Annotated in this window: 15 protein-coding genes; 7 read left to right on the top strand and 8 right to left on the bottom strand. The window is 71.4% G+C overall.

Annotation, left to right across the window (positions count from 1 at the left end):
- Window positions 1–26: 26 nt before the first annotated feature.
- Window positions 27–2,039: a HelD family protein gene (locus C4V41_RS48265; RefSeq protein ID WP_103962789.1), complete on the bottom strand. Its 2,013-nt coding sequence runs from the start codon at window positions 2,037–2,039 to the stop codon at window positions 27–29.
- Between the two features lie 128 nt (window positions 2,040–2,167).
- On the opposite strand from C4V41_RS48265, the gene C4V41_RS48260 reads away from it, so the two are divergent.
- On the top strand, window positions 2,168–2,494 hold the full coding sequence (locus C4V41_RS48260) for a hypothetical protein (RefSeq protein ID WP_146104057.1): 327 nt from the start codon (window positions 2,168–2,170) through the stop codon (window positions 2,492–2,494).
- 226 nt (window positions 2,495–2,720) lie between these two features.
- Here C4V41_RS48260 and C4V41_RS48255 read toward each other — a convergent pair whose 3' ends face one another.
- The 3 genes from C4V41_RS48255 to C4V41_RS48245 form a co-directional block, all read right to left on the bottom strand.
- The gene (locus tag C4V41_RS48255; RefSeq protein WP_103962787.1) at window positions 2,721–4,367 is read right to left on the bottom strand and encodes a DNA repair helicase XPB; all 1,647 of its coding nucleotides are present in this window, start codon (window positions 4,365–4,367) and stop codon (window positions 2,721–2,723) included.
- A 114-nt stretch (window positions 4,368–4,481) separates the two neighbouring features.
- Complete coding sequence (locus tag C4V41_RS48250) at window positions 4,482–4,838, bottom strand: hypothetical protein (RefSeq protein WP_103962786.1); 357 nt, start codon at window positions 4,836–4,838, stop codon at window positions 4,482–4,484.
- An 86-nt stretch (window positions 4,839–4,924) separates the two neighbouring features.
- Complete coding sequence (locus tag C4V41_RS48245; RefSeq protein ID WP_235030851.1) at window positions 4,925–6,403, bottom strand: class I adenylate-forming enzyme family protein; 1,479 nt, start codon at window positions 6,401–6,403, stop codon at window positions 4,925–4,927.
- Window positions 6,404–6,752: 349 nt separating this feature from the next.
- Between C4V41_RS48245 and C4V41_RS48240 the strand changes: the two genes are divergently transcribed.
- The gene (locus tag C4V41_RS48240; RefSeq protein WP_103962785.1) at window positions 6,753–8,105 is read left to right on the top strand and encodes a hypothetical protein; all 1,353 of its coding nucleotides are present in this window, start codon (window positions 6,753–6,755) and stop codon (window positions 8,103–8,105) included.
- A gap of 3 nt (window positions 8,106–8,108) precedes the next feature.
- On the opposite strand, the gene C4V41_RS48235 is transcribed toward C4V41_RS48240, so the two are convergent.
- A complete protein-coding gene (locus C4V41_RS48235; RefSeq protein ID WP_103962784.1) occupies window positions 8,109–10,442 on the bottom strand; it encodes a helicase-associated domain-containing protein in 2,334 nt (777 codons plus the stop codon).
- A gap of 45 nt (window positions 10,443–10,487) precedes the next feature.
- On the opposite strand from C4V41_RS48235, the gene C4V41_RS48230 reads away from it, so the two are divergent.
- The gene (locus C4V41_RS48230; protein ID WP_103962783.1) at window positions 10,488–11,333 is read left to right on the top strand and encodes a hypothetical protein; all 846 of its coding nucleotides are present in this window, start codon (window positions 10,488–10,490) and stop codon (window positions 11,331–11,333) included.
- On the opposite strand, the gene C4V41_RS48225 is transcribed toward C4V41_RS48230, so the two are convergent.
- Together C4V41_RS48225 and C4V41_RS48220 are read right to left on the bottom strand one after the other, a co-directional pair.
- Window positions 11,326–11,943, bottom strand: coding sequence for a TetR/AcrR family transcriptional regulator (locus C4V41_RS48225; RefSeq protein ID WP_103962782.1), 618 nt, complete (start codon window positions 11,941–11,943; stop codon window positions 11,326–11,328). The genes C4V41_RS48230 and C4V41_RS48225 overlap by 8 nt on opposite strands.
- A gap of 34 nt (window positions 11,944–11,977) precedes the next feature.
- Window positions 11,978–12,373: a hypothetical protein gene (locus C4V41_RS48220; protein WP_103962781.1), complete on the bottom strand. Its 396-nt coding sequence runs from the start codon at window positions 12,371–12,373 to the stop codon at window positions 11,978–11,980.
- A 102-nt stretch (window positions 12,374–12,475) separates the two neighbouring features.
- Here C4V41_RS48220 and C4V41_RS48215 point away from each other — a divergent pair, with 102 nt between their 5' ends.
- Both C4V41_RS48215 and C4V41_RS48210 read left to right on the top strand, forming a co-directional pair.
- Window positions 12,476–13,096, top strand: a complete 621-nt coding sequence (locus C4V41_RS48215; protein WP_103962832.1) for an HAD family hydrolase — start codon at window positions 12,476–12,478, stop codon at window positions 13,094–13,096.
- A gap of 93 nt (window positions 13,097–13,189) precedes the next feature.
- Complete coding sequence (locus C4V41_RS48210) at window positions 13,190–13,585, top strand: cold-shock protein (protein ID WP_103962780.1); 396 nt, start codon at window positions 13,190–13,192, stop codon at window positions 13,583–13,585.
- Window positions 13,586–13,615: 30 nt separating this feature from the next.
- Here C4V41_RS48210 and C4V41_RS48205 read toward each other — a convergent pair whose 3' ends face one another.
- On the bottom strand, window positions 13,616–15,427 hold the full coding sequence (locus C4V41_RS48205; protein ID WP_200824750.1) for an MFS transporter: 1,812 nt from the start codon (window positions 15,425–15,427) through the stop codon (window positions 13,616–13,618).
- 126 nt (window positions 15,428–15,553) lie between these two features.
- On the opposite strand from C4V41_RS48205, the gene C4V41_RS48200 reads away from it, so the two are divergent.
- Window positions 15,554–16,354, top strand: a complete 801-nt coding sequence (locus tag C4V41_RS48200; RefSeq protein ID WP_103962779.1) for a DUF3027 domain-containing protein — start codon at window positions 15,554–15,556, stop codon at window positions 16,352–16,354.
- A 629-nt stretch (window positions 16,355–16,983) separates the two neighbouring features.
- Window positions 16,984–20,061 (top strand): sacsin N-terminal ATP-binding-like domain-containing protein, encoded by a 3,078-nt coding sequence (locus C4V41_RS48195; RefSeq protein ID WP_103962778.1) that lies wholly within the window; start codon window positions 16,984–16,986, stop codon window positions 20,059–20,061.
- Window positions 20,062–20,066: the final 5 nt, after the last annotated feature.

The following is a 20,066-nucleotide window of genomic DNA, read 5'->3' as shown; positions in this document are numbered from 1 at the left end:
CCTAGAAGCGGCCGTGCCCGCGCCTCTCACACCGCCAGCTGGGCCGGCAGCGCCTTGTCGTGCAGGACCGTCAGGGAGGTGACCGCCCGGGTCAGGACGACGTACAGCCGGGCCAGGCCGCGGGGTTCGGCCTCGACGATGTCGGCGGGCTCCACGACGATGACGTGGTCGTATTCGAGGCCCTTGGCCAGCGTGGCGGGGACGATGAGGAGGCGGTGCTCCTCGGCCGCGTCGGGGTCGAGGACGGCGTGGGGGAGGCCGGCCAGCGCCTTCGAGGCCTCGGGGACCAGCGCGTCGGGGACGATGACGCCGATGGAGCCCTCCTTGGCCAGGGCCTCCTCGGCGGCCTGAGCGATCGTGCCGCCCTGGCGTACCGTGAGCGAGCCGAGACCAGGGCGCAGCGACCGCGGGGCGGCCAGACCGGGGGCGATCGACGGGAGCAGGCGGGCCGCGTAGTCGAGGACTTCGCGCGGCACGCGGAAGCCGAGCGTCAGCTCCGTGACCTCGCCCTCGCGCTGGCCCAGGTGTTCGAGCACCGACTCCCACGAGCTGGTGGACCACGGCGTGGTGCCCTGGGCGAGGTCGCCGAGCACGGTGGCCGAGCCGTTGCGGCAGCGGCGGCCGAGCGCCCTGAGCTGCATCTCGGACAGGTCCTGCGCCTCGTCGACCACGAGGTGGCCCAGTGACGGCGTGCGTTCCATCAGGTCACGCAGCTCGTCGAGGAGCGCGGCGTCCGCGGCGGACCATTTCGCGGACTTCCAGCCACGGTACGGCTTCGGCCAGATCAGCTTTCCTTGCTCTTCTGGCGACAAATCGGATTTAGAGGCTTTTGCCAGGAATTCTGGGTTGGAAAGGAGCTTGAAAAGGACCTGCTCGGGGGTGAGTTTCGGCCAGACCGCGTCCACGATCTGCTTGACCGGCTTCGACCTGGCCACCGCGTCCTGCACCCGGTCGTCGGGCGAATCGCCGCGCTGCTCCATCCTGACCAGCACCAGGTGGGCCAGCCGCTGCGCCATCGCCGCGCGGCCCGGGTTGTACCGGGTGGTGCCGCGCAGGGAGGCCACGACCTCGCGCACTTCGTAGTCGGCGACCCGGAAGCGGTAGGCGCCCTTCGTGTACACCACGCCCTCTTCCGGCTTGACGATGTGCAGCCAGAGCGCGCGTTCGAGCACCGCCGCCATCCTGGCGTCGCCCTTCAGCGCCGAGACGAGCGGGTCCTCGCTGGTGGCGTGTTCGCCGAGCAGGCCCGCCACCGTGGTCTGGTCGACCTTGACCTCGCCGAGCGCGGGCAGCACCGAGGAGATGTAGGACAGGAAGGCCCGGTTGGGGCCGACGATCATGACGCCCGACCTGGCCAGCCGCTCGCGGTGGGTGAACAGCAGATAGGCGGCCCGGTGCAGGCCGACGGCCGTCTTCCCGGTGCCGGGCGCGCCCTGCACGCAGACCGTCTGGGCCAGCGTCGATCGCACGATGTCGTCCTGGTCGGGCTGGATGGTGGCGACGATGTCGCGCATGGGGCCGGTGCGCGGGCGCTCGATCTCGTCGGTGAGGATCTTCGACGGGCCGATCTCGCCGCCCTCGCCGAGCGGCTCGTCCTCGAACGCGGTGAGCGCGCCGCCGTGGTAGCCGAAGCGGCGCCGCCGTACGATGTTCATCGGATCGGCCGGACTGGCCTGGTAGAACGCCTGCGACACCGGCGCCCGCCAGTCGATGACCAGCGGCTTGCTGTGGCCGTCGTGCACGTGGCGGCGGCCGACGTAGATCGTGCCGGGCAGGTCATCGCCGGAGGCGCGGTCGAGGCGCCCGAAGAACAGCGGCGTGTCCGGGTGGTCGGCCAGCGCGGCCACCCGCTTGTCGAGCAGCGACTGGAGAATCTGCTGCGACACCCAGTCGCCCGCCGCGTCCGCGGACAGAGACTGGGCGTGGACCCTCATGGCCTTGAGCGCGGCCCTCGACTCCGCCAGGTGGGCCTGCTCGGCGGCGAGGACGTCGGTCGGTCGGTCGTCGGGTATGTCGGGGGCCAGTTGATGTGCGGGCATGCGGAAGTGCCTCCCTGGTCGATTACGGAGGTGGTCAAGGCAGCGAATCGACCAGTTTAGTAGCGACTCACGCGGCCTTCCAAAGTATTTACCTCCGGCGGGCGGGGTAGGGAGAGAAGGTGGCGCGGGTGCAGCTCCGTTTCTCGCCGATCATCCCCACCATCGCCAGCTTTCTGCTCGCGGCGCTGTGGGGATTGTCGGTGTTCGCGGGGTGGGGGCTGGAGGCGTTCTGCTCCGGCGGCGAGTCCACGTCGACCTGCTCGCAACGCCTCGGCACGGTCTCCACGGTGTCGGGGCTCTTCGCCGCGCTCGCCGCCTGCTGCACCGCCGCCGCCTGGCTGCTGCCCTGGTCCAGACACGACCCGCGGACGTTCGCGCAGCTCATGGGTGCCGGCGTGGTGTTCTGGATCGTCGCCGAGGGCGTGCTCTTCCTCGGCGGCATGCTGGTGCGGTGACCCGTAACGAGCCTGGCAGAACCGCACTCGGGTAACAAACCTGGGAATAGCGAAAAAATCGGGCATATCAGGTGGGTTTGCCGGATCATGAGGGTATGTCGCAGGCGGCGTGATAGTACGCAGGTGAGGGGGGTGGTTCGAATGTCTTCGGCCCGCGGAGTCTCGTGGACGTGACAGCACGCTGAATGCCTGGCCGCTCGGGCGAGCGGCCGGGCATTACAACCCGTTACACGCCACCGTGCACGTCGTCGGCGTCGATGATCTGGTAGGCGTAGCCCTGCTCGGCCAGGAACCGCTGCCGGTGCGCCGCGAACTCCTGGTCCACCGTGTCCCTGCTGACCACCGTGTAGAACCGGGCGCCCCCGCCGTCGGCCTTGGGCCGCAGCACCCGCCCGAGCCGCTGGGCCTCCTCCTGACGTGAGCCGAACGTCCCCGACACCTGGATGGCGATCGCCGCCTCCGGCAGGTCGATGGAGAAGTTGGCCACCTTCGACACCACCAGGACCTGGATCTCCTTGTCGCGGAAGGCCTGGTAGAGGCGCTCACGCTCCTTGACCCTGGTCTCGCCCTTGATGACCGGCGCGTTGAGGTGCTCGCCCAGCTCGTCGAGCTGGTCGATGTATTGACCGATGACCAGCACCTGCTCGCCCAGATGCCGGCGGACCAGCGCCTCGGTCACGTGGGTCTTGGACGGCGTGGTGGCGCAGAAGCGGTAGCGCTCCTCCGACTCGGCCATCGCGTACGCCAGCCGCTCCTCGTCCGTCAGCGTCACGCGCACCTCGACACAGTCGGCCGGCGCGATCCAGCCCTGGTTCTCCATCTCCTTCCAGGGCGCGTCGTAGCGCTTCGGGCCGATGAGCGAGAACACGTCGCCCTCGCGCCCGTCCTCGCGCACCAGCGTCGCGGTCAGCCCGACCCGCCGGCGGGCCTGCAGGTCGGCGGTCATCCGGAAGATCGGCGCGGGCAGCAGGTGCACCTCGTCGTAGACGACCAGGCCCCAGTCGCGGGCGTCGAACAGCTCCAGATGGCTGTAGACGCCTTTGCGCCTGGTGGTCATCACCTGGTAGGTGGCGATGGTGACCGGGCGGATCTCCTTCTTCGAGCCGGAGTATTCGCCGATCTCGTCTTCGGTCAGTGACGTGCGCTTGAGCAGCTCGGTCTTCCACTGGTGCGCCGAGACCGTGTTCGTGACCAGGATGAGCGTGGTGGCCTGGGCGTGGGCCATGGCCGCCGCGCCGACGATCGTCTTGCCCGCGCCACAGGGGAGCACGACCACGCCGGAGCCGCCGTGCCAGAAGGCGTCGGCCGCCTCCTGCTGGTAGGGCCGCAGCGACCAGCCGTCCTGCAGCAGCTCGATGCGGTGGTGCTCGCCGTCGACGTAGCCGGCGAGGTCTTCGGCCGGCCAGCCCAGCTTGAGCAGGGCCTGCTTGACGTTGCCCCGGTCGCTCGGGTGCACGACGACGGAGTCGGGGCCGAGCCGCTCGCCCAGCATCGGCTGGATCTTCTTGGAGCGCAGCACCTCTTCCAGCACGGCGCGGTCGGTGGAGGTCAGGACCAGGCCGTTGGCCGGGTCTTTCTCCAGCCGCAGCCGGCCGTAGCGGGCCATGGTCTCGGCGATGTCCACGAGCAGCGCGTGTGGCACCGGATAGCGGCTGAAGCCGATCAGCGCGTCGATGACCTGCTCGGCGTCGTGGCCCGCGGCGCGGGCGTTCCACAGCGCGAGCGGGGTGACACGGTAGGTGTGAACGTGTTCTGGAGCGCGTTCGAGCTCGGCGAAGGGCGCGATGGCCTTACGGCATGCGTCGGCCCGCTCGTGGTCGACCTCGAGCAGCAGTGTCTTGTCCGACTGGACGATCAGCGGTCCATCGCTCACTGGCTATCTCCGTGGGGTTCCGGACGGGGGCCTTGCGCAACAGGACCATCGTCTCCTGATCCCGGCTCCCCCGCTCCGACTCTCCAACAACGAGCGGGCAAGGAATAGTCCGGATCAGTCGTCGAGGTAGCCGTTGAGCCCCAGGAACAGGAAGATGCCGATGGTCAGCACGAAGCCCAGCCCGAACAGGACCCAGCTCCACATCACCATCGAGCGGGCGCTCCGCGGCTCCGTGCGCGCCTTGCTCAGCGCCAGACCCGCGAGGATCGCGCCGGGCAGGCCCAGGATGTTGCAGCAGGAGACGAGGGCGAGAAGGTTGAGCACGAGTGAGACGATGGCGTTCGCCGTGGGACCCTCGTCACGCGGAGGTGGCGGAGCGCCGTAGCCGTAGCCATATTGCGGGGGCGGCTGCTGCCCGTAGGGGGCGCCATAAGGCTGGTACGGATAGCCCGACGGATCTTCCTGACTCATGTTCACCTCCAGACACGTCAACACTTATCACGGAAATGACATGCGCCTGACCGGGTGTACGACATCACCCTAGATCCACGAGGGCCTCAGTCCAGCATCGTCCGCAGGGCCTTGCGGTCGAGCTTGAGCACACTCGTCACGGGGACGGAATCGACGAAACGCACCTCCCGCGGATATTTCACCCGCCCGACCCGGTCGCGGGCCCACTCGATCAGCTCCTCGGCCGTGACCGCCGCCCCCTCCTTGAGCTGGACGAACGCCACGACCTCCTCCCCGACTCTGGGCTCGGGCCGGCCCACGACGCCCGACAGCACGACCTCGGGGTGCCGGTTGAGCGCGTCCTCGACGTCGCGCGGGAACACGTTGAAGCCGCCCCTGATGATCAGGTCCTTCTTCCTGTCGACGATGTAGAGGTAGCCGTCGTCGTCCACGCACCCGATGTCGCCGGTGCGCAGCTCCTTGCCGACCAGCGCGGTGCCCTCGGGGTCGGCCTCCTGCTCGCCCCAGTAGCCGAGCATCAGCGAGTCGCCCGACACGCAGATCTCGCCGACGTCCCCGATCTCCATCGCCTCGCCCTCGTTGTCGCGAACGGTGATCGAGTAGCCGCCCAGCGGCAGTCCCACGCTGCCGGCCTTGCGCCGGCCCGGCGGGTTGAAGGTGGTGACGACGCTGGTCTCGGTCAGGCCGTAGCCTTCGAGGATCTGCGTGCCCGGCATCCTGCGCTCGAACTCCTCCAGCACGTCTCTGCCCAGCGGGGCCGCGCCGCAGGTGAGGAAGGCCAGGTCGGGCAGCGGGTGCTCTTCGAGCGGCTCGGCGAGCAGGAGCTGGAGCATGGTGGGCACGACGGTGCCGTACTGGACGCGCTGCTCGGCGGCCAGCCTCAGGAACGCCTTCGGCTCGAACCAGCGCATCAGCACCGCCTGCTGCGGCTCGGTCGCGTGCAGCGAGGCGACCGTGACGATCAGTCCGTACGCGTGCGACAGCGGTACGGGGAGCAGCGCCCGGTTCTTCCCCTCCTGGTGGGACATCTCGAACACGTCCTTGGCCACGTGCCAGAGGCCGTGATGGCTCAGCATGACGCCCTTGGCCTTGCCGGTGGTGCCGCCGGTGTACATGAGGGCGGCGAGGTCGCCGGGGTCGCGTGCCACCGCGCCGCGCTCGTCGGCCCGCTCAAGCTCGCCCGTGTCCACATATATCGGGATCTTGACGTCGGCGGCCCGTACGTTCTCGACCAGCTCGGGCGAGGTCACGATCGCGGTCGCCTCGCTGTCGCGCAGGATGTGGCGCAGCTCGTCAGGCGCCACCAGGAACACCACCGGCGTCACCACCGCGCCCGCCGCCCACAGCGCCTGGTAGATCAGCGGCACCTCGGGCGAGTTCGCCATCATCACGACCACGCGGTCGCCGGGCCGGATGCCGGCCTCGGCGAACCCGCCGCACATCCTGCGCGCCCGCTCGGCGAGCGCGTGGCTGCGGTGCCAGACGTCCTCGTAGAACATCGAGTCGTGGTCGTCGAAGCGGGTCCACGACTCCTCGGCCAGCCGGCCCAGCGTCTGCTCGGTCACAGGACCCAACCTGATGCGAGGCGGGACGCTCAGTCAAGCCCGTCAGCCCGCCGATCTGATCTTGACTAGTCATTGTGGACGGTGCTCTTGTAGCCCGTAAATAGCCATAAATCTCCCTCTATGTTCATTCGAGTTTTCCAGTTGGCCTAGATCGTGTAATGGTGGGAGATCTGAAGGGCCGCACGGGCCCGGCACGAGCCGTGGAGGGCTGATCGACATGTCACATCGGCAAAGTGCCAGGTCGGAGTGGCTTGGTGACGCTCTGCGACTTCTCGCATAAAAACGAAGAATCTCGTTGGCCAAGAATATTTCCTGTAGAAAACTTTCCAGTTAATCCCGAGGTGACTTCGTGACCGAAACGCCTGAACCGGGCGAGATCGACCTCGACAACATAACGCTCACCGGGAGCCTCATAGCCGTCAGAGAACACGTGAGGGCGGTGGCCGGTCCGGCCACCCGCGACCTCAACCGGCGGGAGGCCGACGGGCTGCTGCGCTCATACCTGGAGCCGGCCTGCTTCTCCGAGGCGGTGCGCCGGCTGTCCGCGCGCCACCTGCTCGTCCTCGTCGGCGAGGAGGAGATGGGCAAGCGCTTGGGGGCCATCGCTCTCCTGTCGCGCATGTCGCTGTCGGACGGTGACGCGATCACCGTGCTGTCCCCGGCCGCCACCGCGCACGAACTGCTCGTCAGGACCGAATACGAGCCGGGCCGGGCCTACCTGCTGCACGACTGGATCACGGCCAGCACCGACAGGACCGAGCTGGTCAACCTGGCCCGCAAGCTGGCGGAGCTGGGCTCGTACCTGGTCATCAGCAGGAACGGCACGCCCTCGCAGGCGGTCGAGGTGGAGCAGGCGTGGGCCGCGCCCGACCCGGGCGGGCTGTTCGACCTGTGCCTGAGCGCGTTCGGCCGGCGCGCGGGGCTGGGCTCCGAGGAGCCGGCCCGGGCCAGAGAGCTGGTGCTGGGGCTGGCGACGCCCGCCGAGGTCGTGCGCCTGGCCACGCGGCTGACGCGCGACGGCGAGCCGGCGGGCGAGGAGGTCGCCGCCTGGTTCGACACCAAGCCGCCCATGGGCGAGGTGCTGGCCGTGGCGGCGCTGGCGTTCACGGACCGGCTGGGCGAGGCCGCGTTCGACGCGCAGCTCGGCCGGCTGGAGCGGCTCGCCCACGAGATCGGGCGGCGGCCGCCAGGCGGACCGCTGATCGCCGTCGCCGACGGGGTCGCCGGCTTCCGCGTGCCGCGTCATCGCGGTGAGGTGCTGGCCGAGCTGGTCGGCAGGTACGGGTTCTCGTTGTGGCAGCCGCTGCGCGAATGGGTCAGGTCGCTGCCCGGGCAGGGGAGCGAGGTCCAGGTGCGGGCCGCCGAAGGCGTGGCGGCGCTGGCCGGGCACTCGCTCAAGGAGGTCAGGCAGGAGTTCCTGGACGTCTGGGCGCGGGGGAGCGCTGCGGAGCGGGTGGCGGCGGCCAACGTGCTGTCGTACATGAGCGCCGACGACGTCCTCGCCTCCGAGGCCCTCGGGCTCGCGCTCGGCTGGGCCGCGGACCCCGGCACGGCCACGGCCGCGGCGGCGGCGCTGAGCGGCGGCCTGTCCGTCCGCTACCCGGCCGACGCCGAGCGGCACCTGCGCCGGCTCGCCGCCGACGGCGGGCCCGCGGCGGCGGTGGCGGAGCAATCGCTGACGCTGCTGCTCAGAGACGCGTGACGCTCAGAGGCCGGCCACGCCCGTGATGCGGTGGAGGGCGAAGCGGTGCACGGCCGCTCTCGTCTCGTCGTAGGCGGTCAGGTAGCCGCCCTCCATGCGGGCCGGCTCCAGGATGCGTGAGGTCGCGTTGCCCTGCGAGTCGAGATAGCCGATCCACACGCGTACGCCCTGCTTGATGGCCTCCTGCAGGGCCGAGATCGTGGCCGTGGCGGGCCCGCGCGGCACCTGCCCGCCAGGGGCGTCGACGGGCTCGCGGCGCGCCAGGTGAGCCGCGTCGCCGGCCCGCAGCGCCCGCACGGCCGCCGTCGCGACCTCGGGGTCCAGGCCGTTGGCCGACGCCACCACACGGGCCGGGGCCAGCCCCTCGGTGCGGCGGCTCTCGAGCTGGGAGACGATGACGTCGCCGTCGAGCGATTCGGCGACGGGCGCGTACCCCATGGCCCGCAGCGAGTCGACCAGCGCCGCCCTGGACGAGCGGGAGGCGATGACGGTCGGGGCCAGCCGCCGCAGCCGCAGCGCGGCGGAGCGGCGGTCGGCGGTGATCTGGTCGAGCAGCGCGGGATCGTCACACCGGATGTACGCGCTCGCGGTGCCCACCCGGATCCGCCCGTGCCGCCTGGCCACATCGGTCACCAGGTAGGACAGCGCCTGCGGCACCGGCGTCGCCGAGTGGCGGGCCAGCATCGACACCAGCTCCTCGCCACCGTGCCCCGCGTCGAGCGCCCGCCGGACCGAGGTCTCGCTGAACCGGTAGACCGTGGCCCCGCCCTTCGACTCGACGTCGGCGGTGAGCGTCATCCAGCGGTTCAGCTCGCTGGTGAGCGGCCCGGGCGCGACGGCGGTGAGGTCGGCCTGCAGCAGCACGTGATCGACGGGTTCGGGCAGCAGCGGCGCCAGCACCTTGGCCGCGTCGCCGCCCTCGACGAGCGCGCGCCCGTGCCCGGACAGCGCGCCGAGCCCGGTCACGCCGATCTGCTCGGCCTCCCGCAGCGCGAACTCGGTGAGCTGCTCGCGCAGCGGCCCCCGGCGGCGCGGCTGCTCCCACGCCAGCCGTTCGAGCACGGAGTCGCGGCTGGGCGCCAGCCCCGGCGCCGCGGCGAGCACGCCGAGCGTGGCCGCCCTGACCGCCGGCGCGGCGGACCTGCGCAGGTCGGTGTGCAGGGCGTTGAGTGGTCTGTCGCGTTCGTCCCGGTCGCCGACGAGGCCGGGCACCCGGTCCATCTGCAGCCACATGGCCGCCAGCGCCACCCACCGGTCTTCGGTCGCCCTGACCCGCCACAGGTCGTAGCCCGAGGTCGGCAGCCACTCGCCGTCCACGCCGCCACCGGCCGCGATCAGCCCGGCCGCGTGCGCCACCTCGATGACCAGCGCCGCCACCCACTCGGGCAGGTCCAGCTCGCCCGCCGTGCGCTTCAGGTCACGAACGCCCAGCCCGCCGGTACGCAGGACGCCGGGCGGCTCGATGCTCCACCGCTCGCACAGCTCCTCGACGGACCTGACGAACGAGAACGCCTGCCCGGCCGCCGTACGGTCGGCCAGCTTGCGGTCGCGGGCGGCGCCTTCGAGTGGCGGGGGCACGGCCAGCAGGCCCCGGTGTACCCGGCCGCCGCGCAGGTGGAGGCCGACCTCGCGGGGCAGCGTCACGCTCTCCTCGCCGGTGGCCGCCAGCAGGCCGCGCGCCAGCAGCTCCTCGATGGGCGAGCGAGCGGAGCCGACGCGCACCTCGCGCCTGGCATTGGGCACGCGGCCGGTCGGCGGGCCCCAGACGAGCTGGTCGAGGGCGTTCTTGGCCTCCGGGGAGACGGACTCGATGAGCGCGGCCGGCGCGGACAGGGCGGCCGCCAGGCGCTCCTTGCCGGAGCCCTCGGTGCCCGGGGCGATGTCGTCGGCCATCTCCTCCAACTGCTCGGGAGCGTGGTGCCGGAACGCGTCCAGGGCCCGCGGGCCGAGCCCGGCCGGGTCGTCGAGCAGTTTGCGCACGCCAGGGCCCAGTTCGAGCGCCTCGTCGGGGCCGTAGACCAGCGCGAGTTCGTACAGTCTGCCGAGCGCGGCCTTCAGCGCGGGCTCAGGGGCCGATGAGTCGTCGAGGGCGGCGCCGATGAGGTCGCGCAGCGCGTCCTTCGACAAAGGGCCGTCCTGGGCCGCCAGCGTCTCCACGACGGCCAGCGTGAACCGGTCGAGCCGGTCGAGCACCCTGCCGATCGCCGAGGGGCTGCCCGCCCGTGCGGCGAGGCCCTCCAGATGCGCGGGCACCGGAGTGATCAACTCGGGCCGCGCGGAGACGAGCGCCCGAAGCTGGCCGTCGGTGCGCCCCCTGATCCACTCCGTGAACTCCATCGTTGCCATGGTATGTCCCCCCTGATTGGGGCAGCATTGCTAGGCGTGATAGAGCGCGCGGACCAGCTCGTCCTGAACTACGTCAGCAAGGCGGCCGACGCCGCCCACGGCGTGCTCAGGGCCGACCAGCGGCTCGACTTCGCCAAGCGGCTGCGGGCCAGGATCGAGGCCGAGCGGCACGGCAGCCAGAACGCCCGCGAGGTGGCGAAGGTGCTGGCCCGGTTCGGCGATCCGGCCGCCCTGGTCGAGCGCGAGGTGCGCCGGCTGGCCGAGGCAGGGGTGGCGACCAGGCGCGAGGCGGCCGGCGCGCCGCCGGAGGTGGCTCCGCGCGGCACCGGCTCCACGCTCAGCTTCCCCGCCATCGTCGACGACCACGGCGCGCCGCCCGGCGTGCGGGCGTACCGGCGAATCGCCCAGGAGCGGGTCAGCCGCCGGCAGGAGGGCCGGGGGCTGCCGTTCGCGGGGCTGCGCAGGGCGGCCATGTTCAGCGCCAACCCGATGGCCACCGGCGGCCGGGACGCCAGGACGCTCATCAAGGAACATCCGCGCGACACGGCCGCGATGGTGATTCTGGTGGTGGCGGCGCTGCTGGTGCCGTTCGATCTGCCGCCGCTGGCGATCTTCCAGGTTCCGGTGGTGGTGTGGGCGGCAGGGGCCGCGCTGGTGCTGTTCAGCGACACCTGGACCGTGCGCGACAAGATCATCGGGATCGGCGCGCCGCTGCTGGCCTACTCGGTGGGCGGGGTGCTCATCGGCGGCCTGCGGGTGGGGACCGAGGCCGGGCTGCAGGCGTTCATCACGCAGTTCTTCGACGTCAGCGGCACGATGTTCATGATCGGTACGGGGCTGGGCGTGGTGTGGCTGGCCTACCGGTTGCTCGACTTCAACTGACCGGGGCGGGGCTGGGAAGCAGGCCGACCGCGAGGCGTACCCAGGCGGCGACGAACTGGTCCTTCTCCGCGTGTCCCGGCAACTCGCCCACCGTCTCCTGGAACAGCCGATAGTGCACCACCGAGCCGCCGAGCACGGTCGCGATGCCGGCCCAGTCGAGCTTGGCGTCGCGGTATTCGGGCTGCGCCTGGAACCAGACGACGATCGCGTCGAACATGGGCTGCAGCAGACCGTCCCGTACGACGCAGACGAGTTCGGGGAACTGGCTCAGGTCGCGGAAGAAGACCCGGGTCAGCTCGGACTCCTCGCGCACCTTGGCCAGCCCGGCCCGGCAGACGTGCGACAGGCGTTCCTCCAGGGCCACCGAGGCTTCCATGCCGCTCAGCTCGGCCAGGCTGTCGGCCACCTGGCTCCTGGTACGGGCGGCGTGCTCGTTGATCGCCGCGGCGAGCACCTCGTACTTGGACTTGAAGTGCCTGTAGAGCCCTCCCGCGCCGGGAGAGAGCCCTGACGCGGCCTCGATCTCGGCCACGGACGTGGCGGAGTAGCCCCGCTCGGCGAACAGCCGCAGGGCCTCATCGATGATCCGCTCACGCGTCGATCTGGTCATATCTATCCTGATACCTCCGTAAGGAGAGTAGTAGTTACGGAGCGGCGCGTCGGATCAGGCTCGCCAGAGCGGAGCCCGCGATCAGCCAGACGACGGCGGCGAGCCCATGGTTGACCAGGGCCGTCCAGCGCGGGTCGGCGAGCTGGAACAGGTTGGCCAGGCCCAGCGAGAGCGGTGCGGCGAGCGACTCGACGAACTGGTACCAGACGTTGAACGGGTTGGCCCTGAACACCGTGAAGACCGCGTAGAGCACCACGATGAGCGCGGCCACCCTGGAGGCCAGCTTCACCAGGTAGGCCAGGGAGCCCACGACGCGCTGCCAGGGGGTCGCGACGCGTCCGCCCGGCCTGGCGGGCCTGTGCGGGCGGGGCGGCGCGGAGGAGGCGACGAGCCGGTCTCCGGCGTGCGGCGGCTGGGGGGTGTCGGTCACGGCCGCTCCTCTCCAATAAGTAATTCCTTTCTTCCCATTCCAGCGGTCCCAGAACAAGGGCCCGTTGCGGCGGGTAGAGCCTTGTTTGGCATCCTGCAGACTGTGACGACTTCAGTGGGATTCGACCTTGACATGACTTTGGCCGACACCAGAGCCGGGATCGCGGCCGTTTACGACGAGCTGGCCGTTCGATTGGGCGTGCCTTTCGACAGCGCGGCGATCGTGCGCAGGCTGGGGCCGCCGCTGGAGATGGAACTGGCGAACTGGCTGCCCGCGGAAGAGGTCGCGGCGGCTGCCGATCTCTATAGGGAGATATATCCGGCTATGGGAGTTCCGGTGCACACCGCCATGCGGGGCGCGCACGACGCGATCGACGTCGTACGCCGGGGCGGCGGCCGCGTCATCGTGGTGACCGGCAAGAACGTCCGGGACGCCCGTGGCACCGTCGAATCCCTCGGGCTCGCCGTGGACGAAGTGGTCGGATCGCTTTTCGGCGCCGCCAAGGGATCGGCACTCGCGCGCTTCGGCGCGGCGGCTTATGTTGGTGACCATGTCGCGGACATCGAGGCGGCCCGCGCCGGTGGGGCCGTCAGTGTGACGGTTGCGACCGGCCCTTACACGGTGGGAGAGCTGCGTGATCACGGAGCAGATGTGGCACTGGGCGACCTGACCGAATTCGCCGCGTGGTTCGCCGGATGGCGCGAGCATGACGAACCCGGATAATTGCCCCGCATTTACCCGGTCGCCCTGGCGCGGCGCGGGGCATAACCTACATCCATCCATCCTTCTTTTCGACTGTTTGAACGAGGTCCTCCTGTGCCGAGTGGCAAGGTCAAGTGGTACGACGCCGACAAGGGTTTCGGCTTCCTCACCCGCGACGACGGCGGTGAGGTCTTCGTGCATTCCTCCGCGCTTCCCACTGGTGCGGCCCCGCTCAAGCCCGGCCAGAAGGTCGAGTTCGGCGTGGCCGAGGGGCGGCGGGGCCAGCAGGCGCTGTCCGTCAGGATCCTGGATCAGCCGCCGACGCTGGCCAAGGTCAAGCCCAAGGCCAAGCGGAAGAAGCCGGACGAGATGGTGGTCATCGTCGAGGACCTGATCAAGCTGCTCGATGACGTCTCGACTTCTTACCAGCGTGGCAAGCATCCGGACGCGGCGCACGCCAAGAAGATCGCCCAGGTCCTCAGGGCCGTCGCGGACGACCTCGACGCGTAACACCACCGGGGGCGGCCGTTTCGGGGGCGGTCAGCCGTGCGGGTTGGTCAGGGGCTTCGTCGAGTCGAGGGTGTCGCCCCGCCGCTGCTTCTCGCCCTGGTGGTCGGTTCGCCGATCGGCCCGCTGGTCGGCCCGCTGGTCGGCCCGCTGATCGGCAGGGTCGGCGAAGTCGACGGTCTCGGTGTGGTCGGGTGCCGCGGTGTGGTCGGCGGCCTCGGTGCGGTCGGGCGTTCCGTTGCGATCAGCCGTTCCCTTGAAGTCAGCCGCTCCGTTGCGTTCAGCCGCTCCGTTGCGTTCAGCCGCTCCGTTGTGGTCGGCGGCGTCGGCGTAGGCGGGGGCTTCCATAGGGTCGGCGGCTTCCATGCGGTTGGCCGTTTCGGCGTGGGCGGCCGCTTCGGCGCGTTGCCGGCGTAGCTTCGCCTTGGTGGCGCGGACGCGCTTGCGCCTGGCGATCAGCAGCCAGCCGAGCGTGCCGGTCAGGACGACCGCCAGCGTCACCAGCCCGGCCACGCCGCTCTGCGACAGTGAGAGCACCAGCCCGAACAGGCCACCGAACACCCACGCGAGCTGCAGCACCGCCTCGACCACCCCGAACGTCGACGAGCGCACCTCCTCGCCGATCTCCCGCTGCACGATCGCGTCGAGCGCCAGCTTGCCCAGCTCCTGAGCGAAGGCCGTGACCAGGCCGACCGCCAGCGCCGCCCACAGGCCGAAGAAGATCGCGGTGACGATGGTGGTCACGGCGGCCACGGCCAGCGTGACGAGCACGATGAGCTGCGGCGCGTGGTTGCGCGTCCAGTTCGCGACCGCGGCGCCCAGCAGGCCGCCCAGCCCGGCCGCCGCCGCGAGCAGCGCGATGGTCTTCGGGATGTCGAAGAACGGGTCACGCGCCCACGGCTGGTCTGCCGCCAGCCACGGCACCGCCTTGTCCTGCACCAGGAACAGCAGGAAGAACAGCAGGAACCCGGAGAAGATCCGCAGCGCCACGTTGGCCCAGACGGCCTCGGCGACCGCGGGCCCCACCTTGAGCAGGGTGCGCCAGCGGGTCGGGGCGCCCTCCTCTTCCAGGTCGGGCGAGTCGATGTGCCGCGGCAGGCGTACCGCGGCGACGCCGAGCAGCAGGAACGCCACCATCGCGACGCGCAACACCATCGCGCTGCCCAGCCACGCGGTCAGCCCCGCCCCGACCGGCACCGCCACCCCGGCCGCGACCAGCGTGAACAACGCCACCCGCGCGTTCGCCGACACCAGCGAGATGTCGGCGGGCAGCACGCTCGGCATGATCGCCGCCCGCGACACGTTGTACGCCTTCGACAGCACCAGCACGCCCAGCGCCCCGATGAACAGCGTCGGCAGGTCGCCGGGCCCCACCGCGGCGGCCATCGCGAAGCAGAGCAGCCCTCGCCCGAACAGCGTCCCGGCCATCACGTAGCGGCGCCCCGACCTGAACTTGTCGAGGATCGGCCCCACGAACGGCGCCAGCAGCGCGAACGGCAGCATGGTGATGACCAGGTAAAGGGCCACCGAACCGCGGGCCTCGCCCACGGGCACGCCGAAGAACACCGTGCTGGCCAGCGCCACCGTGACGGCCGCGTCAGTGGCGCTGTTGCCGGCCGACAGCTCGATCAGGCGGCCGAGCCCGGTGCGATCGGCGCCGTTGGCGTTCGTCAGCCGCCGCGTGGCTTTGCCGACTTTTCGGGCGCCGCTGGCGGTCGCTTTGCTCGCCCGCGCCGTGCCGCTCGCGGTGGCCTTGCTCGCGCGCACGGTCGCACGCCCCGCACCGGCGGCGCCATGCGCCATCCGCCGCGAGATGTCGCGCGCTCGCTCCCAGCCTCCCGCCACGCTTACCAGTCTTACCCGATTCGTACGAGAACTCAGTGCGGGATCCCCCGTTGTGGGCCCCCGGAGGTCTCGTGATGGGTGAGAATGAAGTGTGAGCGAACAGCACCTTTCGGCGGAGGCGGTCCGATGAGCCGCACCAGGGCCCGCGTCTCCGCTCCCGATCAGGCCTGTGTCGCCGCGGTCGATCTGGCCCGCGCCGCGGCCGAGGAGCTCGCGCGGCCGGGCGAGCCCGGCGAGCACCTCGGCTACGAGAGCGAAGGCGACCGGATCGTCACCCACTACTTCGCCTGCCTCGACCGGGCCTATCGCGGCTGGCGCTGGGCCGTCACGGTGACCCGCGCCTCGCGCGCCAAGAAGGTCACGGTCAGCGAGGCCGTTCTGCTACCCGGCTCCGGAGCGCTGCTGGCGCCCGAATGGTTGCCGTGGAGCGAGCGGCTGCGGCCGGGTGACCTCGGCGTGGGCGACCTACTGCCGACCGCGGACGACGACGACAGGCTCGCGCCGGGTTTTACCGAGATCGACGACGACGCCGACCACCAGGCGATTTTCGAGTACGGCCTGGGCCGGGCACGTGTGCTCTCGGCCATTGGCAAGGACCGGGCTGCCAGACGCTGGCACGCGGGCGAGCACGGGCCGCATACGCCGATCGCACACGCCGCTCCCGCGCAATGTTCCACCTGCGGCTTCTACTGGCTGCTCGCTGGTGAGTTGCGGCTGTCGTTCGGAGTCTGCACGAACGAATACGCGCCCGACGACGGCAAGGTCGTCACCGCCGACCACGGCTGCGGGGCCCACTCCGAGGCCGCGGTGCTGCCGCCACCGGTGGAGCAGGCCAGCCCGATCCTCGACGACCTGGGGTATGACCTCATGGAGGAGGAGTCGGGCTCGGTCGACGAATCCGCCTCGGAGGAACTCGGCCACTCCTGACCCCACCGCCCCGCCCACGGTCACCTGGTACGGCCGATGGGCGCGGCCTCTGGGCGCTGACGGCAGGTGCGTCTCACTGTCACGGTCGGCAGGCAAGGCTCGTTGGGCCGGCCGGCGGGTGCGCCTCGCTGGGTCGGTCCGCTGGGTCGGCTCGCTGGGTCGGCTCGCTGGGGTGGCCTCCGGGTGCGTCTCACTGGTGGGTGAGGCGGTTGGCAGGCGTGGCTCGTGGGCACGGCTCGGTTACCGGGTGCGGGTTCGTGGGCACGGCCGGTGGGCGGATGCGTTTCGCTGGGGCGGTTGCCGGAGGCGGGCAGGGCTTGGCGGTGCGTTTGGTGGCAGGGTCGGTCATGCTGTTCGCCGGCGGTGTGGCTTGGCGGGTTTTTGGGCGTGCCGCCGCAGGGCGTGGGATGTGAAATGGCCGGTTGGTCGGTTTGGTTGGTTTCGTTCGGCAGGGTGAGCGGGCCTGGTCGGGCGGTTGGTTCGCCGATGCGGTCGGTGGGCGTGGTTCGCGGATGCGGTCGGTACGGTTCGTGGGCGCGGTCGGCTGGGTAGCGGGCGATAGCGGGTTTCCTGTCGGCGAGGGCCGCTAACCTACGGTGGCCCCCTACCCTCAACCAGGATCGTGATCGATGAGCGACACCTACGGCACTGACCGGATGCGAGCAGCCGTTCTCTCGGCGTGGACGGCCTCGCCCGCCCGGTTCCGCGAAGACGCCAACGCGGAAGAGGACTTCGCGCTCGGCGGTTACCGCGATCGCCTGATCGTCGAGCTGGCCCAGAACGCCGCCGACGCGGCGTTGCGGGCGGGCGTGCCCGGGGTGTTGCGGCTGACGTTGCGCGGCGACGTGCTGACGGCCGCCAACACCGGCGCCCCGCTCGACGCCACCGGCGTGGAGAGCCTGTCCACCCTGCGCGCCTCCGGCAAGCGGGCCGAGGCCGGCGCTGCGGGCCGGTTCGGTGTCGGGTTCGCGGCGGTGGTGTCGGTGTGCGACGCGCCCTCGATCGGCTCGCGGGGAGCCGGGGCCGTGCGCTGGTCCCGTACGGAGACCGCGGCCCTTGTCGCCGAGATCCCGGCGCTGGCGAGCGAGCTGGCCGACCGCTCAGGGCACGTGCCGCTGCTGCGGCTGCCGTTCGACGAGCCGCCGCTCATCGACATCCCCGAAGGTTTCGACACGCTCGTCCGCCTTCCGCTGCGCGACCAGGCGTGCGCCGAGGCCGTGCGGCGGATGCTGGCCGAGACCAGCCCCGCGCTGCTGATCGGCCTGCCCGCGCTCGAGGTCATCGAGATCGAGCTCGACGGCGAGATCCGCAAGGTGCCGGCCGACGGCTGGCACGTGGTGTCGGAGTCCGGCGAGTTCACCCCCGAGGAGGTGGGCAGGCTCTTCGCCGACCGCCCCACCGAGGAGCGCGCGCGGCCCTACTGGTCGCTGCGCTGGGCGGTGCCCGTCACCGGCACCGGCGAGCCCGGGCCGCTGCCGGCCACCGTGCCGCCCGTGGTGCACGCGCCCACGCCCAGCGACGAGCCCATCGACCTGCCCGCGCTGCTGATCGCGTCGCTCCCGATGGCCACCGACCGGCGGCACGTCGCCAAGGGTCCGCTGGCCGACTTCCTGGTGGAGCGGGCGGCCGACGCCTATGTCCGGCTGCTGCGCGAGCTGCCGCGCACCTCCAAGCTGCTCGATCTCGTGCCCTCGCTGATGGGGAAGGGCGAGCTCGACGCCCGTGTGCGCCGGGCCATCCTGGAGCGCCTGCCGAGCACGCCCCTGCTGCCGGCGCTGTCGGCGCCCGCTCCGGTCGTACAGACGCCGTCGTTCGCCGATGCGAAGGTCTATGAGCCCGATGCCGAGTGGGGGCGGGGTGAGCATTCGGCGGCCGCGGGCCGGGATTCGGCCGGTGGCGGGCCCGAGGGCGAAGGGTCCGGAGCGGCCGGCTGGGTGGTCGCTGGGCGGGATGCGGCCGTGGTGGCGGGTGGTTCGGCTGAGTTGCTTGAGGCGGTCGCGGGCTTCGTGCCGGGGCTGCTGCCGGCGGGCTGGCCGGCTCGCCACCCCGCCATGGTCTCGCTCGGCGTGCGCCGGGTGGAGCTGGCCGACATCGTCGATCTGCTGTCGGGTGAGGCCACGGACACGCGGGAGCCGTCGTGGTGGCGTTCGCTCTACACGGTGCTGCCCGCCGACGACCCCGAGTCGCTGGGCGCCCTGCCGGTGCCGCTGACCGACGGCCGGGTGGTGCGCGGGCCGCGCGGCACGCTCATCCTGACCGACGGGGGCGCCGACCTCGACCTGACGCCGCTCGGGCTGCGCATCGTGCACCCCGAGGCGGCCCACCCGGCGCTGCTGCGCCTGGGCGCCGCCGAGGCCACGCCCAGGACGATCCTGGAAGACCCGCTGACCAAGGCCGCGGTCGCGGAGTCGCTCGACAGCGCCGATCCCGAGCCGGTGTCGCGGGCCGTGCTGTCCCTGGTGGGGGCGTCGGGGCTGGCGCCCGGTGAGGCGCCGTGGCTGGCCGAGCTGGCGCTGCGCGGCACCGATGGCGAGCTCTATCCGGCCGGCGAGCTGATGCTGGCCGGCGGGGCGCTGGCGAAGCTGCTGGAGTCCGGCACCCATCTGGGGGTGGCCGCGTCCGAGCTGGAGGAGACGTACGGCTCCCGCGTGCTGGCGGCGGCGGGGGTGCTCGACGGATTCGGCGTGGTGCACGAGTCCGACGTGCTACTCGACCCCGACGACTGCGACCACGACCTCGACGGCGAGACCGACTGGCTCGACCACATCCTCGACCTGCTGCCCGACCTCGACGTGCCGCCGCTGGTGCCCGAGTTTCTGGCCGTGCGCGACCTGGAGCTGGTGGCCGACTGGCCGGCCGCGCTGGCGCTGCTCACCACGCCGCCGCTGCGGGCCGCCCTGCATCCGCTGCGGGTCGACGGCGTGGAGGTGCCGTCCTACACGGCGTGGTGGCTGGCCAATCACGCGGTGCTGGGCGGGCGCAAGCCGCTGGAGCTGCGGCTCCTCGGGGCCGACCCGCTGCTGCAGGGCCTCTACGCCGACGCCCCCGCCGGGCTCGACGAGGCGGCCCTGTCCATGCTCGGCGTCCGCACGACGCTGGCCGACCTGCTGGCCTCCCATGGCGGGCCCGAGGAGCTCCTCGACCTGATGGCCGACGAGTCGATCGAGGTGGACCGGGCCCAGTTGCGCGCCCTGTGGATCGCCCTGGCGGCCGTGGACCCGTCGCGGGTGGCGCCGCCGTCCCGGGTGCGGGCGGTGCTCGGCGGGACGATCGTGGTGGCTTCGGCGGACGACGCCGTGGTGGTGGAGGCTCCCGACCTGCTGCAGCTCGTCACGGAGCGGCCGCTGGTGCTGGCCTCGTACGATCTGGCCGAGGCGCTGTCCGAGCTGCTCGACCTGCCGCTCGCCGGGGAGCTGACCTCGGGAGAGGTCACGTCCGAGGGAACCGTGCGCGACGTGCCCGCCGAGGTGCGGTCCCTGCTGCCCACGGTGCCGCGGACGTATGTGGAGCACGAGAAGCTGCTGGTCGACGGGGTGGAGTGCGCCTGGCGCTACTTCGAGGGGGCCGTGCACTGCACCGGGGTCGATGGGCTGGCTCGCGGGCTGGCCTGGGCGACCGGGCAGTGGAACGACCGCCTCGCGGTGGCCGCGCTGCTCCGTGACCCCGGCGCGGTCCCGCTGCTCCTGGCCGAGGCCGATCTGTCGTGACGGAT

Origin of the sequence: Nonomuraea solani (genome assembly GCF_900108335.1) — a bacterium.
Classification (GTDB): Bacteria; Actinomycetota; Actinomycetes; order Streptosporangiales; family Streptosporangiaceae; genus Nonomuraea; species Nonomuraea solani.
This window is presented reverse-complemented; position numbering and strand designations above follow the sequence as displayed.